This window comes from Mesorhizobium sp. C277A (assembly GCF_040324395.1).
Taxonomy (GTDB): Bacteria; Pseudomonadota; Alphaproteobacteria; order Rhizobiales; family Rhizobiaceae; genus Mesorhizobium.
In genome coordinates, this window is record NZ_JAMYVW010000002.1 from 2527671 (window position 1) to 2543770 (window position 16100).

Annotated in this window: 14 protein-coding genes; 9 read left to right on the forward strand and 5 right to left on the reverse strand. The window is 64.0% G+C overall.

Annotation, left to right across the window (positions count from 1 at the left end; translation table 11 throughout):
- Positions 1–102 precede the first annotated feature (102 nt).
- Positions 103–555: an Lrp/AsnC family transcriptional regulator gene (locus NKK52_RS12690; RefSeq protein WP_023681737.1), complete on the forward strand. Its 453-nt coding sequence runs from the start codon at positions 103–105 to the stop codon at positions 553–555.
- Position 556: 1 nt separating this feature from the next.
- On the opposite strand, the gene NKK52_RS12695 is transcribed toward NKK52_RS12690, so the two are convergent.
- A complete protein-coding gene (locus tag NKK52_RS12695; protein ID WP_023681738.1) occupies positions 557–1756 on the reverse strand; it encodes a cytochrome-c peroxidase in 1200 nt (399 codons plus the stop codon).
- Positions 1757–1760: 4 nt separating this feature from the next.
- Positions 1761–2204, reverse strand: a complete 444-nt coding sequence (locus NKK52_RS12700) for a FixH family protein (protein ID WP_023681739.1) — start codon at positions 2202–2204, stop codon at positions 1761–1763.
- Positions 2205–2356: 152 nt separating this feature from the next.
- Here NKK52_RS12700 and NKK52_RS12705 point away from each other — a divergent pair, with 152 nt between their 5' ends.
- Positions 2357–3277 (forward strand): sugar kinase, encoded by a 921-nt coding sequence (locus NKK52_RS12705; RefSeq protein WP_352518701.1) that lies wholly within the window; start codon positions 2357–2359, stop codon positions 3275–3277.
- Positions 3278–3281: 4 nt separating this feature from the next.
- Here the strand turns inward: NKK52_RS12705 and NKK52_RS12710 are convergent, their stop codons facing one another.
- From NKK52_RS12710 to NKK52_RS12720, 3 genes are all read right to left on the reverse strand, one after another.
- On the reverse strand, positions 3282–4307 hold the full coding sequence (locus NKK52_RS12710) for an aldose epimerase family protein (RefSeq protein ID WP_023681740.1): 1026 nt from the start codon (positions 4305–4307) through the stop codon (positions 3282–3284).
- 192 nt (positions 4308–4499) lie between these two features.
- A complete protein-coding gene (locus NKK52_RS12715) occupies positions 4500–5957 on the reverse strand; it encodes an NAD-dependent succinate-semialdehyde dehydrogenase (protein ID WP_023670445.1) in 1458 nt (485 codons plus the stop codon).
- A gap of 251 nt (positions 5958–6208) precedes the next feature.
- Positions 6209–7159 carry an AEC family transporter gene (locus tag NKK52_RS12720; protein WP_023681741.1) on the reverse strand — a complete coding sequence of 317 codons (951 nt, stop codon included), beginning with the start codon at positions 7157–7159 and terminating at the stop codon, positions 6209–6211.
- A 145-nt stretch (positions 7160–7304) separates the two neighbouring features.
- On the opposite strand from NKK52_RS12720, the gene NKK52_RS12725 reads away from it, so the two are divergent.
- From NKK52_RS12725 to NKK52_RS12755, 7 genes are all read left to right on the forward strand, one after another.
- Positions 7305–10319 (forward strand): caspase family protein, encoded by a 3015-nt coding sequence (locus NKK52_RS12725; RefSeq protein ID WP_031203707.1) that lies wholly within the window; start codon positions 7305–7307, stop codon positions 10317–10319.
- A gap of 99 nt (positions 10320–10418) precedes the next feature.
- Positions 10419–10967: a histidine phosphatase family protein gene (locus NKK52_RS12730; protein WP_023670442.1), complete on the forward strand. Its 549-nt coding sequence runs from the start codon at positions 10419–10421 to the stop codon at positions 10965–10967.
- A gap of 209 nt (positions 10968–11176) precedes the next feature.
- Complete coding sequence (locus NKK52_RS12735) at positions 11177–11458, forward strand: acyl carrier protein (RefSeq protein ID WP_010909964.1); 282 nt, start codon at positions 11177–11179, stop codon at positions 11456–11458.
- A gap of 55 nt (positions 11459–11513) precedes the next feature.
- Positions 11514–12704: a beta-ketoacyl-ACP synthase gene (locus tag NKK52_RS12740; protein ID WP_023681743.1), complete on the forward strand. Its 1191-nt coding sequence runs from the start codon at positions 11514–11516 to the stop codon at positions 12702–12704.
- A 42-nt stretch (positions 12705–12746) separates the two neighbouring features.
- The gene (locus tag NKK52_RS12745; protein ID WP_023681744.1) at positions 12747–14018 is read left to right on the forward strand and encodes a beta-ketoacyl-ACP synthase; all 1272 of its coding nucleotides are present in this window, start codon (positions 12747–12749) and stop codon (positions 14016–14018) included.
- Positions 14019–14054: 36 nt separating this feature from the next.
- On the forward strand, positions 14055–15083 hold the full coding sequence (locus NKK52_RS12750; RefSeq protein WP_023681745.1) for a zinc-binding dehydrogenase: 1029 nt from the start codon (positions 14055–14057) through the stop codon (positions 15081–15083).
- Between the two features lie 4 nt (positions 15084–15087).
- Positions 15088–16095, forward strand: a complete 1008-nt coding sequence (locus tag NKK52_RS12755; protein WP_031203708.1) for a lipid A biosynthesis lauroyl acyltransferase — start codon at positions 15088–15090, stop codon at positions 16093–16095.
- Positions 16096–16100: the final 5 nt, after the last annotated feature.

Consider the following 16100-nt stretch of genomic DNA (forward strand, 5'->3'; position numbering starts at 1 on the left):
CTAGCACAGAGCCGCATTTTCGGCCGGTCCAAAGAAATCGACATGGCAGGCCGAATAATCTATCATTGCGGCTCAATTGTTATCAGATGGGCTGTGATATCCGTGACAGAAGACCAATTGGACCGCATCGACAGAAACATCCTGTCGGCGCTGGCGCGCGACGGGCGGCTGTCCATGTCGGAACTGGCCGGCAAGGTCGGCCTGTCGAAGACGCCCGTGCAGGCGCGGGTGAAGCGCCTGGAGAAGGACGGCTATATCAGGGGCTATCAGGCGATCATCGATCGCGAGCGCATGGGCGAAGGCCATGTCGCCTTCGTCCAGGTCAAACTGTCGGACACGCGCTCGGCCGCGCTCGATGCTTTCAACCGTGCGGTGCAGGCCGTGCCGGAGATCGAGCAGTGCCACATGATGGCGTCGAGCTTCGATTATCTCCTGAAAGTCCGTACCACCGACATCGCCGCCTATCGCCGCGTGCTCGGCGAGCGCATCTCGGCACTGCCGCATGTTGCGCAGACCTCGACCTTCGTGGCCATGGAGACGGTGAAGGATCGCTAGCTCACTCCGACAGCGTCTTCAAAAACGCCACCAGCGCCGCGCGTTCGCGATCCGACAGTTGCAACGGGTGCACTTCGGAGGTGCCTTCAACGGCCGCCTCCGCCTTCGCGTAGTGCGCCACCACCTCCTCCAGCGAGGAAAACTGTCCGGCATGCATATAGGGCGGCCGCGTTGCCGCGCCCCGCAGCGACGGCGTCTTGTAGGCGCGCATCAGTTCGGGTGCTGCCTTGACGATGAAGCGCAGCTCGCCGCAGGCGCCGGCGTCGCCATCGCGGAAGGCGCCGAAGCAGTTGAATGGGTCGGCCTGAACCTGGGCCACCGCATCGAAACGGCCGCGATCCAATGGCAAATCCCTGACCGGCGGCACGCCGGTGTTGTGGAAAGCGTTGTCGGTGAAGCGCGGGCCGTTATGGCAGGTGACGCAATTGGCCTTGCCGATGAACAGTTTCAGCCCGAGCATCTCCTCCTGCGAAAAGGCATCGTCGGCTTTCGGCTTGGCGCCTGACACAAGATCGATGGCAAAGCGGTCAAAGCGCGTCTGTGCCGGTTCGATCGACCGTTCGAAGGCGGCGATCGCCTTGCCGATGTTGGAAAAGACGCGGTTGACGTCGTCCATTTGGGCCGCGGTCATTGCCTTCCACGCCGCCTGCTCGGCCTCACTGCCGAGCGGGCTGGCGTTGGCCGGCACGGCGGAAAGATCCGGCAGTGGCCCGAAGATGCGCTCATAGCGCTCGCCGAACCGCTTCTGGATGTAATGCGCGAAGGCCGCGCGGTTCCCCGCCTGCTCAAGCGGGTTTTCCAGCGGCGTCAGCGCCTGCGCCCACAGGCTGTCGCGCCGTCCATCCCAGAAGAACCACGGATTGCGGGCAATGCCGGCCAGCGGCATCGAGCGCCTGTTGGTTCGGCCAACGCCGACGGATTGCGGCAGGTCATCCTGGAATTGCCGGTCGATCTTGTGGCAGGTCGAGCAGGATACGTTCCCGTCACGGCTCATGCCCTGGTCGAAGAACAGAGTGGAGCCCAGGGCGGCGGCGGCTGGCACGTCGGCGAAGCGGTTGGTGGTGTCGGGTTTGAGCGCCGGCAAGGTGTTCAGCGCCAGCGAGGCGATGGTCTTCTTCTCGGCATCGGAAAAATCCGGTTTGCCGCAGCCGGCAACGAGCACGACCGCCGCCAATGCCAGAAGGCGCAACAGGCGGCTCATTCGCTCACAGCACCACGTTGAAGACGACCGTGTCGGAACCGGCCGCCGCCGAAATGGCGAAGCGCAACTGCCACACGCCGCTCATGGTGAATTTGAGCCCCTCGATCCGGTAGCGCCCCTCGCCAAGATAGTCGGTCGCCTGCGGACTGGTCGGCAAGCCGTGATTGTGCTGCGGTATGCCGCCGGACACCGAGATCGCCGCACCTTCCACGGAATCGCCGTTGACCGTCTTCAGGGTCAGCAACCAGGATTGCAGTTCGCCTTGCCGGATAACGCCGCGTTCCGGCTGAATGCTGGCGACAAACAAGCCGTTCGCCGTCTTCTTCGAGCGCGAAATATCCGGGCCCGGCGCCGACTGCGGCGCGGTCAGATAGACGATCGCCAATATGCCAGCCAGCAAGGCGGCCAGACCAACGCCCGCAAGAAGATAACGCCATATCGATGCCAAACCGGTTCCTCTTCTGGGCATAACGTCTCGGGAAGCAATTCGCGTCCCCGCTTCTGTGGGAAAACGCTTCTGGCGCAAAAAACCGCCGCCGCCAAGCATGGCGCTGCCGGCCGCAAAAAGCTACAGCAGCGAACTGATCCGGAGACAGATACATGGCAGCAGACGGCGTCGCTTCGATCGGTGAATGCATGCTCGAACTGTCCGGCCAGGCCGGGCCGAACTGGCGCATGGGCTTTGCCGGCGACACGTTCAACACGCTGTGGGCGCTGCATGCGCTGAGCGGCGAGCGGCCGGCGACCTATGTCTCGGCCTTCGGCGACGATCCCTTCTCGCAGGGCCAGATTTCGTTCTTCGCCGAAAACGGCATCGGCATCGGCGCCAGCCCGGTCATCCCAGGCGCGCGGCCCGGCCTCTACGCCATCACCTTGACCGGCGCCGAACGCGCCTTCACCTATTGGCGCAGCGACGCGGCGGCCAGGCGGCTTGCCTCGGACCCGGCCGCCTTGGCAAAAAGCCTTGAAAACCAGGCGCTTGTGTATTTTTCCGGAATCACTTTGGCAATTCTGGATGCCGCCGCGCGCAAGACGTTGCTGGCGGAAGTGGCCAAGGCGCGGGCTGCCGGTTCGCTCGTCGCCTTCGACCCCAACTACCGGCCGCGCCTGTGGCAGAGCCGCGAGGAGGCGCAAGCCGCGATCCTCGACGCGCTTGCCGTCGCCGACATCGCGCTGCCGACCTTTCCCGACGAGCAGATGCTGTTTGGCGACTCGGCACCGCAAGCGACCGCCGAACGGTTCGGAAAACTCGTCGGCGAAGTCGTCGTCAAGAATGGCGAGAAGCCCGCGCTGATCGCCACTGGCGGAGCCCTGCAGCCGGTTCCGGCCCAGCATGTCGCCACCCCGGTCGACACCACCGGCGCCGGCGATTCCTTCAATGGCGGCTATCTCGCCGCCCGGCTGGCCGGCCATGCCCCGGCGGATGCCGTGCAGCGCGCGCATCGCGTCGCCGCCACAGTCGTCCAGGTGCGAGGCGCGCTGGCGCCGTTCGAGGTTCTAAGAACCGCTTTCGAGGGCTAAGACCTTAGGGAAGCCTGAAACGATATTCCGTCACCTGATGATAGATTTGGCCCGGCCACAGCGTGGCCTGTGGGAAATAGGGCCGGTTCGGCGCGTCGGGCCACGTCTGCGCTTCCAGGCAAAAGCCGGAAAACGCCTTGTAGCGCCGTCCGTCCAGGCCGCCCGAGGTCGGCGCGACGTACTGGCCAGTGTAAAGCTGCAGGCCCGGCTCGGTGGTCCAGACTTCCATCTCGACGCCGGAATTGGCGCCTTGCGCCCACGCCACCTGGTGAAGCGGGCCCCGGGCTGACGCCAGGCAGAAATTGACGTCGTAGGGAAGCTGCTCGCCTTCCGTTTCCATGCGCAGCGGCCGCGCCTGGCGGAAGTCGAAGGGCGTGCCGTCGACAGGTTTGACGACGCCGGTCGGGATCATCTCGCCATCGACAGGCGTATAGGCGCCGGCGTTCAGCATCAGCCGGTGGTCGAGAATGTCGCCGGCGCCGCCATCGTCGAGATTGAAATAGGAATGCTGCGCCAGATTGCACAGCGTCGGCTCCTCGCAAGTGGCGGTCAGTTCCATCGAGAGCGTGCCGGGGATCTTCAGCCGGTAGGTGCAGGTGACGTCGAGCGCGCCGGGAAAGCCCATCGTGCCCTCGGGATCGTGCAGGGTCAGCGTGACAAAATCCCGGCCGTGCAGCGAAACCGTCCACGGCCGGTGGAAGAAGCCCTCCGAGCCGCCATGCAGCGTGTGCTTGCCGAGGAAATTGCGCTCAGTCTGGTAGCGCTGGCCGGCAATGGTGAAGCGGCCGTCGCGGATGCGGTTGGCATAGCGGCCGACGACCGCGCCGAAGAAGGCCCGGTCGGTCTCGTAAGGTTCGAAGCGGTCGTAGCCCAGCACCAGCGGCGCATCGTGGCCGGCGAGCCGCAGATCCTGGATGATTGCGCCGAGCCCGATGATGTTGGCGCTGACGCCGCCGCCCCGGATGGTGAAACGGCGAACGGGTTCGCCTGCCTGCGTCGTGCCGAAGACTTCGCCGTCCTTCATCGCTATGTCCAAATGCTAATTCGTCGATCTATCGACTTAGAGCAATTCCAGGAAAAGTGTGAAACGGTTTTCCGTCCGGAATTGCAAAAACAAAGAACTGGAGCGGTTCGGCGTTTCCGTGAAACGCTGAACCGCTCCAGTCCGGCTGAATGTCGTCTGGCAAGGGCCGGCCCGCGCCCTGCCCTGCCCGTCAATGATTTAGAGGCCGAGACCCCCGATGCAGACATATTTGGTGTCGAGATAGTCCTCGATGCCCTGATGTCCGCCTTCCTTGCCGAGGCCCGATTCCTTGACGCCGCCGAACGGCGCTTCCGGCGTGGTGATCAGGCCTTCATTGACGCCGACCATGCCGTATTTCAGGCCTTCCATGACCCGGAAGGCGCGGCCGAGATCGCCGGTATAGAAATAGGCGGCCAGGCCGAACTCGGTGTCGTTGGCGAGTGCAATGGCTTCCTCCTCGGTCTCGAACTTGAACACCGGGGCGATCGGGCCAAAAATCTCTTCCTTCATGAAGCGCATGTCAGGCTTCGCATCGGCGATGACGGTCGGCTGGAAGAATGAGCCGCCAAGCGCGTGGCGCTTGCCGCCGGCAACGACCTTGCCGCCCTTCGACGTGGCGTCGGCGATGAATTCCTCTACCTTCTCGACCGCCTTCACGTCGATCAGCGGTCCCTGCTGCACGCCCTCTTCCAGGCCCGAGCCAACCTTCAGCGCATTGCTGGCAGCGGCCAGCTTCTCGACAAACTTGTCGTAGATGCCGGCCTGCACCAGGAAGCGGTTGGTGCACACGCAGGTCTGGCCTGAATTGCGGTATTTGGCGGTGATGGCGCCGGCGACGGCGCGATCGAGGTCGGCATCGTCGAAGACCAGGAACGGCGCATTGCCGCCGAGTTCCATCGAGACCTTCTTGACGGTGACGGACGACTTCTGAATCAGCAGCTTGCCGATCTCGGTCGAGCCGGTGAAGGTGATCTTCGACACCAGCGGATTGGCGCAGATCTCGTCGCCGATTTCGCCGGCAGCACCCGTCAGGATGTTGATGACGCCCTTGGGGAAGCCGACTTCCTCGGCGAGCGCGCCCCATGCAAGGCCGGAATACGGCGTCTGCGAGGCCGGCTTGACCACGGCGGTGCAGCCGGCGGCAAGCGCGGGGCCAAGCTTGCGGGCAAGCATTGAGGAGGGGAAATTCCACGGCGTGATGGCGGCAATGACGCCGACCGGCTCCTTGGTCACCAGGATGCGGCGATCGCCCCATGGCGATGGCACGACATCGCCATAGGTGCGGCGGCCTTCCTCGGCAAACCACATGATATAGGCGGCGGCCGAACCGATCTCGCCCTTGGATTCGGCGAGCGACTTGCCCTGCTCGATGGTGAGCAGTTCGGCCAGCACATCCTGATTGTCCATCATCGCGTCATGCAGCTTGCGCAACAGCTTCGAGCGCTCAAGCGCGGTCGTCTTGCGCCAGGTCTTGAAGGCTTCGCTTGCGGCTTCGATGGCGCGGCGGGTTTCCGCCTTGCCCGACTTCGGCACGGTGCCGATCTTGAGACCGGTGGCCGGGTTGTTGACGTCGACCGTCTGGCCGCTGTCGGCCTGCACCCATTCGCCGTTGATGAGATTGGCCTGGCGCATGAAATGGCTGGTTTTCTGCAGCATGGTCTAGCCTCCGTTCGGCGCACTGACGGGCCGGTTTCCTGGATCTCTTGAACGAGCGTGCACAATGGCGGCGGAGCCGACACGCTGAAGCCACTGCTCTTTACCTAGGGCAAGCCCGGCAAGCAATTGCAAGATGGCATATAGGCTTTGGGCCAGCCCAACGCCAGAGAAAATTCACATGTAAATTAGTTTGGGCCGCAGCCTTGTCAAAGACCAGCCTTGCCAAAGACCAGCCTTACAGAAGACCAAGCCTACCCAAAGACATGCACCACCACCGTCAGCCAAAAGGCGGTTGTAACAACCGCGCTTGCCGTGGCGATGGTCATCTGGTTCGACGCCAGCGCCTGGCCGGTGTTGAACTGCACGGCGATGAGATAGGAATTGATGCCGGACGGCAGCGCCGCCACCACGACCGCCACTTTGGCCGTCAAGGGCGGCAGGCCAAACAGCCAGACCAGGCCGAGCACCAGCGCCGGCATCAGGAACAGTTTCAGCGTCGACAGCGCCAGCGCCGGTCGGATGTTACCGGAAATGCCGAAACGGCGCAGGCTGAGCCCCATGGCGAACAGCGCCACCGGCCCGGCGGTGTTAGCCAGCGCATCGGCCAGTCGCATGGCAAGGTTCGGCAGCGGCGCGCCGGTGAGGCGCCATGCCAGCCCGGCCAGGATGCCGATGATCAACGGATTGGTGAACAGTCTTCTCAGAAAGCTCTGGATGATGCGCAGCGGGTGTACGGGCTCGCTGCCGCCGCGGCCAAATATCTCGAACATGATGATCGAAGCCATCATCATGGTCGGCAGATGCACGGAAACGAGCAGCGACAGCACTTCGAATCCGCTGGACCCGAATACGCCGAGAACGAAGGGAATGCCCAGCAACACCACATTCGAGAAGGATGACGACACTCCACCGACGATGCCGGTGCGCGCGTCCCGCCCAAAGATCCGTGTCGTCACCAGATGGCCGGCGGCCCATGTCATTGCAACCGCCGCGAAATAAGCACCCCACAGCGACCAGGGCGCCACGCCGTGGAAATCGGAATTCACCATCGTCCGAAACAGCAGCAGCGGCATCGCGACGTTGATGGCGAATTCGGAGATGCCGTCCCCGCTGGCCGGTTTCAGATAGCCGGTGAGCCCGGTGACATAGCCGAGCGCGACGAGGCTGAAGACGAAAAGAACGGTTTCGGTGAGCGGAGACATTTTTCAGGGATAGGCGAGCCCGGATTCCAGCGCAATCGCCATGATCTTCAGAAACCGCTCCTCGATCCGCCCGGCGCCTGAATTTGATCATGGTCGGGTGGCAGCGCTATACAGGTTTGGGATCATCAGGGCGGATAGACAGCGAATGGGTGCGACGCCGAAACAGCGTCATTTCAGACAGGGGTGGCTGGCGGGTTTCGTCGCTATGCTGCTTTGCCTTGCCGTATCTGTGGCTCAGGCCGCCGAGACCAAAAGCCTCAAGGGCGTTGCGCTGATCATCGGCCAGTCGAAATACGAACACATCGCAGCCCTTGCCAACCCGGCCAACGACGCCCGCGACATGGCCAAGATGCTGACCGATCTCGGCTTCGACGCCCGCAACGTCACCGATCGCGATGCCGCCAAGCTGAAGCGCGATCTCGATCGGTTTGTCGAGGATGCCGACGGCGCCGACGTCGCCTTCATCTATTATTCCGGTCACGGCATCGAGGCGGGCGGCGAGAACTATCTGGTGCCGGTCGACGCCGACGTCTCGTCGCTGAAAAATGCCGGTGAGGCGCTGGTGCCGATTTCAGCCGTCATGGACGAGCTGAAAAAGACCGTGCCGGTGACGATCGTGCTGCTTGACGCCTGCCGCACCAACCCGTTTCCGCCGGACGCGGTCGTGCGACGCGGGCCGACGGCTTCCGCCGAGCCTGTCGGCGCCGGCGGGCTGGAACCGGTCCGCGGCGCCAAGGCGCTTGCCAGTGCCTCAGTGGATGATGCCAGCCTGGGAACCGTGGTCGGCTTCGCCGCCGAGCCGGGCCGACCGGCGCTCGATGGCGCCGCCGGCGAAAACAGCCCCTACGCCGCCGCCCTGCTGCGCCACCTCACGGCGATGAAAGGCACCGAGTTCGGCTCGGTCATGCGCATGGTCACCGAGGAAGTCTATCTCGACACCAAGGCAAAGCAGCGCCCCTGGGTCAGCGAGAGCCTGCGCCGCCTGCTCTATTTCGGCGTCGCGCCGCCGGAACCGACCGGCGACGACGGGCTGATCACCGGTGAGAGGCGGCAATTGCTGCTGACCATTTCCGACCTGCCCGATCCCAAACGGGCTCAGGTGGAATTGGCTTCTCTGCAGGACGGCGTGCCCCTTGACGCTCTCTACGGCGTGCTCAAGGCGCTCGGCACGGAAAAGATCCCGGAGGATCCGAACGACCTGCAGAAGGTGCTGGACGGCCAGGCCGAGCGTTTGAAGAAGATGATGGCCGAACGCGCCGCATTACGCACCGACGATCCCGAGATCAGTCGCCTGGTCGCATCCGCCGACAAGGCCATAGGCCAGGGCGCGATGGTGACGGCGCGCAAATTCCTCGACGACGCGGTCGGCCGGATCGAGGAAAACAGCGGTGCGGTCGACGAGGCCGAGGACCTGCTCCGGCAAAAGCGCATCGCCGACGCCGCCATCTATGCCAAACGCGCCGACGCCGCCGCGCTGGTCTTCGACTACAAATCCGCCGCCAACGACTATGCCAAGGCGTATTCGCTGGTCGAGAAGTGGGACGAAAAGCTGCGCTGGAACTACAAGAACCAGGAGGCCGAGGCGTTGAACGCTCATGGCTACGCCACCGGCGACCTCGATGCGCTGCAGCACTCCATCGAGGCCTATCGCACCATCTTGAACTTCATCCCCAACGGCGAACAGAATCGCGACTGGGCAATCACCCGCAACAACATGGCGGTGGTGCTGCAGACCATTGGAGAGCGCGAAACCGAGACTGCGCATCTCGAAGAAGCAGCGGTGATTTTCCGCGATTCGCTGGTGGTGTTCGAGCGCGAGAAGGACGACCGCAACTGGGCCGCGGCGCAGAACAACCTGGCCAACGTGCTTCTGAAGATCGGCGAACGCGAGAGCGACCCGAAGCGTCTCAATGAAGCGGTGGCGGCGACGCGCGCCACCATTGAGAAGCGTCCGCGCGACAAGCTGCCGTTGGACTGGGCCGGTTCGCAGAACAATCTAGGCCTCGCGCTCTATGCACTCTCCGAGCGTGAGCCTGCCGGCGAGCATCTCACCCAGGCGGAAGCAGCCTACCGGCTGGCGCTTGAGGAATACACACGCGAGAAAGCACCCGTGGAATGGGCGATGGTCGAGAACAATCTCGGCAACACGCTTGTAACGCTTGGCATCCAGCTCAACGACAAGGCGAAGATCAACGAGGCGGCCGACGCGTTTCGCGCCGCGCTGGAAGTGCGAACCCGCGAAACTTTCCCGGTGTCCTGGGCGACCAGCCGCCTCAACCTGGGCAATGCGCTGAGCGGTATCGCCCGCTTCGATATGGGCACGGCTACGCTGGAAGAAGCTGCAGCTGCCTATAACGACGCTCTGACAGTGTTTACCCGCAAGCGCTTCCCGATGGACTGGGCGTCAGCCCAGAACAATCTTGGATCGATCTATCAGACCCTTGGTCAGCGCACCCGTGATGCGGCCAAGCTGGAACAGTCGGCGGCAGCCTTCCAGGCGGCACGGCAGGTCTATGTCAGGCGGAAGTTCCCGCAGGACTGGGCGATGAGCTACTACAATCTCGGCAACACGCTGCAGCTTCTCGGCGGCGTCACCGACAAGCCCGAGCATTACAGCGAGGCGGTCGACGCCTACGGCAATGCGTTGCGCGAGTACAAGCGCGAGACGAACCCGCGGCAATGGGCAATGGCCCAGGCCGGCCTGGGCTCGACGCTGCACTGGTTGAGCATGAGCAATGGCGATGCCAAGACGCTGCAGGATTCGATTGCGGCGCGGCGGGCAGCGCTCGAAATACTCACCATCGAGGCCGCGCCGGTCGACTGGGCCAACGCTCAAAATGGCATCGGTATGAGCCTGCTCAATCTCGGCAATCTCCAGCGGACCGACAAATATCTCAACGACGCCGAAGCGGCGTTCACGGCGGCGCTGAAGGTGTTTACGCGCGAAAGTCAGCCGCTGCAGTGGGCCTTCGAGCAGAACAATATCGGCGACGTCCACTGGAACCGCGCCAGCTATGGCGCGGGCAAGCCGGAATATCTCAAGGCGATCGAATTCTTCGAGAACGCCAAGCAGGGCTTCACCGAAGCCGGCTACACGATCCCTATCCCGCTCACCGATCAGAAGATCGAGCTGGCGAAGAAGCAAATGGCGAAAATGTGAAGCGAACCGAGGGTTCGCCTTTCGCTTGTCTTTGTGCCGGCTTTCCGATCCCTATATCAGAATGACCGGAGCGGCATCCGGCTCCCGGAAAAGGTTTCGATGATTCGATTTGTGCTGTCGCTGTTCCTGCTTGCTGTTCCCGCCGTCGCCCACGCGACCGACGCCGGCTGGGCGCTGCTGCGTGACGGCGGCCATGTCGTGCTGCTTCGCCACGCGCTGGTCACCGGTACCACCGACCCCGCCAATTTCGTCATCGACAACTGCGCCACCCAGGTCAATCTATCGGCGCGCGGCAAGCAGCAGGCGAGCAAGATCGGCGCGCTGTTCGGCGCCCGTGCCGCCCCCATCGAGCGGGTGCTGTCCAGCCGCTACTGCCGCTGCCTTGACACCGCCCGCATCGCCTTCGAGGCAGAGCCGGAGCTTTTTGCGCCGCTCGACCTCCTGAGGAGCGATCCGACCGAGAAGGCCGCGCAGCTCGACGCGGTGATGAAGGAAATCCGCGCCTACACCGGTTCCGACAATCTGGTCATGGTCACGCATCTCGAAAACATCGTCGCGCTGACCGGCGTCTCGCCGCGCGAGGGCGAAGCGGTGGTGGTCGAGCCGCAGGGCGATGGCTTGCGCGTGCTCGGCCGCGTCACGTTCTGAGAAAGCCAGTGGTCAAGCTCCGTGAAAACTAAGCTGACGTGACGTCAACTGGAAGGGCCGCCGGCTTGTCGGGCGGCCCTTCTTGTCTTCACGGGAGGGCCATCCCATCTGCGCCCCGCGCATCAGGCCTTTTCCTGCCGGGAAAAACCGATTAGACAGCGCCCAAACCAGATGCGGACAGATTCCGCCCGCAACCGAAGGAAGAGCCCTTGTCCACCACGTTCGACAAAGTCGCCAAGATCATTGCCGACACCAGCGAGATCGATATCGACACCATCACTCCCGAGAGCCACACGATCGACGATCTCGGCATCGACAGTCTCGATTTCCTCGATATCGTCTTTGCCATCGACAAGGAATTCGGCATCAAGGTGCCGCTGGAAAAGTGGACCCAGGAAGTCAATGACGGCAAGGCTTCGACCGACGATTACTTCGTCATGAAGAACCTGTGCGCCAAGATCGACGCGCTGGTCGCCGCCAAGACCGCCTGATATCGGCTGGCGCGCGGCCTTGACGGGCTGCGCCGCCTGACCCACAAAGCCGCTCATGAGCAGCCCTCGCGACGTCGTCATCACCGGTATCGGCCTTGTCTCCTCGCTGGGAGAGGGTCCGGATACCCACTGGCAGAAGCTGGCGCAGCCGGGCCTGCAGCCGGTGCTCGAATCCGCGCGCTTTGCGCCCTACACCGTGCATCCCCTGCCGGAGATCGACTGGAACCTGCAGATCGCCAAGCGCGGCGACCAGCGGCAGATGGAAACCTGGCAGAGGCTGGGCACCTATGCCGCCGGCATGGCGCTGGACGACGCCGGCATCAAGGGCAATGACGATCTCTGCACGACGATGGACATGGTGGTGGCCGCCGGCGGCGGCGAGCGGGACGAGGCGGTCGATGCCGCCATCCTCGCAGCGTCCGAGAGCCGCAACGACCGCGACGTGCTGCTCAACGAGAAACTGACCACCGAATTGCGGCCGACCCTTTTCCTGGCCCAGCTCTCCAATCTGCTCGCCGGCAACATCTCCATCGTCCACAAGGTGACGGGGTCGTCGAGGACCTTCATGGGCGAGGAAGGTGCCGGCGTCGCCGCCGTCGAGACCGCCGCCGCGCGCATCCGCTCCGGACAGTCGACGCACATACTGGTCGGCGGCGCCTTCCAGACCGAACATTCCGACATGCTGCTCGGCTATGAGCTGGCCGGTTATCTGCATCGCGGCCCATGGAAGCCCGTCTGGCAGAGACAGGGCGCCGAGGGCGGCGGCCTGGTCTCCGGCTCCGGTGGCGCCTTCCTGGTGCTGGAGCAGCGCGAACACGCGCAAAGCCGTGGACGGAAAATCTATGCCGAGCTCGGACCGGTCGTCTCAGGCCGCGCCCGGCGCTCGCGCGGCGAGCTTGACGCCGAGATCGCGGCATTGCTCAAACAGGCGGCTCTCCCGAACGGCAAGTTGCTGGCCCTGTCGGGCGCCTCCGGGGCGCATACCGCAACTTCAGCCGAAAAGTCAGCGCTGGATGCCAATCCGGCGATATCGGCGCGCGGCTTCGCCACGCTGACCGGGCATATGAAGGAAGCGCAGTTTCCATTCGCGGTCGCCCTCGCCGCCCTGGCCGTCGACCGCAAGGCCGCCTACCCCGTATTCGACGCCGCGGCCGAGAAGCCGTTCGAAGGCATTCCCGAAACCGTGCTCGCAACGGCGATCGGCTATCACCAATTCGAGGGCATGGCGCTGGTCAACGCTGCTTGAAGCAGCGCTGCGCGATCATGCTGCAAAGTTAAGAGGTTCCGGATGGCCAATCTCAGAGATCACATGGGCAGGCCGATCGTCGCCGTCACCGGCATCGGCGTGGTAACCTCGCTCGGCGTCGGCAAGGCAGACAATTGGGCGGCACTGACCTCCGGCAAATCGGGCATCCACCCGATCACCCGCTTTCCCGTCGACCACCTCAACACCCGCATCTCCGGCATGGTCGATTTCCTCGACTCAAGCTCGAAAGGCGCCAGCCTGCTGACCTACGAACTGGCCGAAACCGCCGCGAATGAGGCGGTGGCCGAATCCGGCCTCGATTCCTCTGATTTCGGTGGCCCGCTCTTCCTCGCCTCGCCGCCGGTCGAACTCGACTGGCAGGATCGCTTCGCGCTCTACAATTCCGACGGCGCCGGCGCCGGCGCCGAAAGGCTGCTCAGGGTGGCGCGCGGGCTGAAGGAAACAGATACGTTCGCAAGCACGCAGTTCGGCGCGATCGCCGACCGGCTGGCCGACCGCTTTGGCACGCGCGGCCTGCCGATCACGCTGTCGACGGCCTGCGCTTCGGGCGCCACCGCCATCCAGCTCGGCGTCGAAGCGATCCGCCGCGGCGAATGCGACCGGGCGCTGTCCATCGGCGCCGACGGTTCGGCAACCGCCGAGGCGCTGATCCGCTTTTCGTTGCTCTCGGCGCTGTCGACCCACAATGACATCCCTGAAAAGGCGTCAAAACCCTTCTCCAAGGACCGCGACGGCTTTGTGCTGGCCGAAGGCTCCGGCGCTCTTGTGCTGGAATCGCTTGAGGCAGCCCTTGCCCGGGGCGCCAGCGTTCTCGGCATCCTGCGCGGCTGCGGTGAAAAGGCCGACGATTTCCATCGCACCCGTTCCAAGCCCGACGGTTCCCCGGCGATCGCAGCAGTGCGCGCCGCCCTTGCGGATGCCGGCCTGAGCAAGGACGAGATCGACTACGTCAACGCTCACGGCACCTCGACGCCGGAAAACGACAAGATGGAGCATCTGTCGCTGTCGACCGTGTTCGGCGATCGCATCGGCTCGATGCCGGTCTCGTCCAACAAGTCGATGATCGGCCACACGCTGTCGGCGGCCGGCGCCGTCGAAGCAGCGTTTTCGCTGATGACCATGCGCGAAAGCGTCATTCCGCCGACCATCAACTACGACAATCCCGACCCGGCAATCGTGCTCGACGTGGTGCCCAACAAGAAGCGCAATGCCGAAGTCGGCACCGTGCTGTCGAACTCGTTCGGCTTCGGCGGCCAGAACACCTGCCTTGTCATGGCGCGGGAACCGGTCTAAGCGACCTTTTTCAGCCAGACTGAACTGACAGGCTCCATGCGCGCACTGCAACTTATCGAGGACCGCCGTCTTGAAACGGTGGACCTGCCGCCCCCGCCGCCCCCCGCATTGGGCGAAGTCACGCTGCGCATCAAGGCGGTGGCGCTGAACCATATCGACGTCTGGGGCTGGCGTGGCATGGCCTTCGCCAAGCGTAAGCTGCCGCTGGTCGTCGGCGCCGAAGCCTCCGGCGAGGTCGAAGCTGTCGGCCCCGGCGTCTCCAGCCTGCTGCCCGGACAATTGGTGTCGATCTACGGCGCGCGCACCTGCGGCCTTTGCCGCGCCTGCCGCGAAGGCCGTGACAATCTCTGCGAACATGTCTCGGGCGTCCACGGCTTCCATCTCGACGGCTTTGCGCAGGAGAAGATCAACCTGCCGGCGCGCCTGCTGGTCCCGGCCCCTCCAGGCGTGACCGATGTCGGCGCTGCCGTCGCCCCCGTTACCTTCGGCACCGTCGAGCACATGCTGTTCGACAATGCCAAGCTGCAGCCCGGCGAGACCATCCTCATCCATGCCGGCGGCTCCGGCATCGGCTCGGCGGCGATCCAGCTGGCCAGGCGCATGGGTTGCACCATCATCACCACGGTCGGTTCCAACGACAAGATCGACAAGGCCAAGGCCCTCGGCGCCGACCATGTCATCAACTACCGCGACGATCGTTTCGAAGGCGTCGTGCGCAAGCTCACCAGGAAGAAGGGCGTCGACGTCGTCTTCGAACATGTCGGCGCCGACACCTTTGCCGCCTCGATGCTGTGCCTCAAGCGCGGCGGCCGCCTGGTCACCTGCGGCTCGACCTCCGGCGTGTCGACGCAGATCAATCTGATGCAGCTGTTCCAGCAGCAGCTGAAGCTGCTTGGGTCCTTCGGCTGCCGCATGGAGAACATGGCCAACGCCATGCAGAAGATGGCGGCGGGACAGGTCGCACCTGTCATCGACACCGAAGTCGGCTTCGACGGCATCGACGCCGCGTTGAAGCGCATGGAAGGCCGCGACGTGTTCGGCAAGATCATCCTGCGCGTTTCCTAGGACTATGGTCGGCAAGGTGTTCAAGAAAGCCCGCCGGGACTTCATGTTCCGCTATGGCCGAAGACTGCGCCAGATGGAGCACTGGCTGGTGGCGCGCGTGGCGATGACGATCATCTCGCTGCTGCGCCTCTTACCCGCGGACAGGGCGCTCAATTTCGCGGACCGGGCGGCCCGGCGCATCGGTCCGTGGGTCGGGCGCCACCGTGTCGCCATCAACAATCTGCGCCTTGCCTATCCCGAGAAGAGCGATGGCGAGATCGAGGCCATCGCCTCCGACATGTGGGGCAACATGGCCCGGCTCGCCGCCGAATACATCTTTCTTGACGCCCTCTTCGACTATGATCCGAACGCAGCGACGCCCGGCCGCGTCGAAGTTGGCGGCGCCGATCATTTCCATCAGATTGCCGGCGAGGACAAACCGCATATCCTGTTCACCGGCCATCTCGGCAATTTTGAATTGCTGCCGGTCGCGGCCGCGACGTTCGGCATGAAGATCACGGCGCTGTTTCGTCCCCCGAACAATCCTTACCTCGCCGACTATATCCATTCGACGCGGCGTTCGAGCATGGGCGCCTTGCTGCCGTCTTCGACCGGCGCCTCCTTCGCGCTGGCGTCGATTCTGGAGAAAGGCGGCAATATCGGCGTTTTAGTCGACCAGAAATTCTCCAGCGGGCTGGAGACGATCTTCTTTAATCGCCCATGCCAGAGCAATCCGGTTCTGGGCATGCTCGCCCGTCACTATGATTGCGACGTCTATCCGGCGCGATGTGTGCGGCTGCCAGGCAACCGCTTCCGCCTCGAGATCGAGGACAAGCTGACCTTGCCGCGCAATGGAAGCGGCAGCGTCGATGTCGCGGCCACCACCCAACTGCTCGCCGACGTGGTCGAGCGCTGGGTGCGCGAGGATCCGGGACAGTGGATGTGGTTCCACAAAAGGTGGGAAATCTCGGGCCGGCGTCGGCGCCGGCGCGGACAGGCCAACGCCACCGGCCAGCGGCAGCGTCAATCCTAAGGCGT

Excerpts from the sequence above, each read along its gene's own strand:
- NKK52_RS12695 (WP_023681738.1), bottom strand. The coding sequence starts at position 1,756 with ATGAGCCGCCTGTTGCGCCTTCTGGCATTGGCGGCGGTCGTGCTCGTT.
- NKK52_RS12705 (WP_352518701.1), top strand. The coding sequence starts at position 2,357 with ATGGCAGCAGACGGCGTCGCTTCGATCGGTGAATGCATGCTCGAACTG.
- NKK52_RS12715 (WP_023670445.1), bottom strand. The coding sequence starts at position 5,957 with ATGCTGCAGAAAACCAGCCATTTCATGCGCCAGGCCAATCTCATCAAC.
- NKK52_RS12720 (WP_023681741.1), bottom strand. The coding sequence starts at position 7,159 with ATGTCTCCGCTCACCGAAACCGTTCTTTTCGTCTTCAGCCTCGTCGCG.
- NKK52_RS12725 (WP_031203707.1), top strand. The coding sequence starts at position 7,305 with ATGGGTGCGACGCCGAAACAGCGTCATTTCAGACAGGGGTGGCTGGCG.
- NKK52_RS12730 (WP_023670442.1), top strand. The coding sequence starts at position 10,419 with ATGATTCGATTTGTGCTGTCGCTGTTCCTGCTTGCTGTTCCCGCCGTC.
- NKK52_RS12740 (WP_023681743.1), top strand. The coding sequence starts at position 11,514 with ATGAGCAGCCCTCGCGACGTCGTCATCACCGGTATCGGCCTTGTCTCC.
- NKK52_RS12745 (WP_023681744.1), top strand. The coding sequence starts at position 12,747 with ATGGCCAATCTCAGAGATCACATGGGCAGGCCGATCGTCGCCGTCACC.
- NKK52_RS12750 (WP_023681745.1), top strand. The coding sequence starts at position 14,055 with ATGCGCGCACTGCAACTTATCGAGGACCGCCGTCTTGAAACGGTGGAC.
- NKK52_RS12755 (WP_031203708.1), top strand. The coding sequence starts at position 15,088 with ATGGTCGGCAAGGTGTTCAAGAAAGCCCGCCGGGACTTCATGTTCCGC.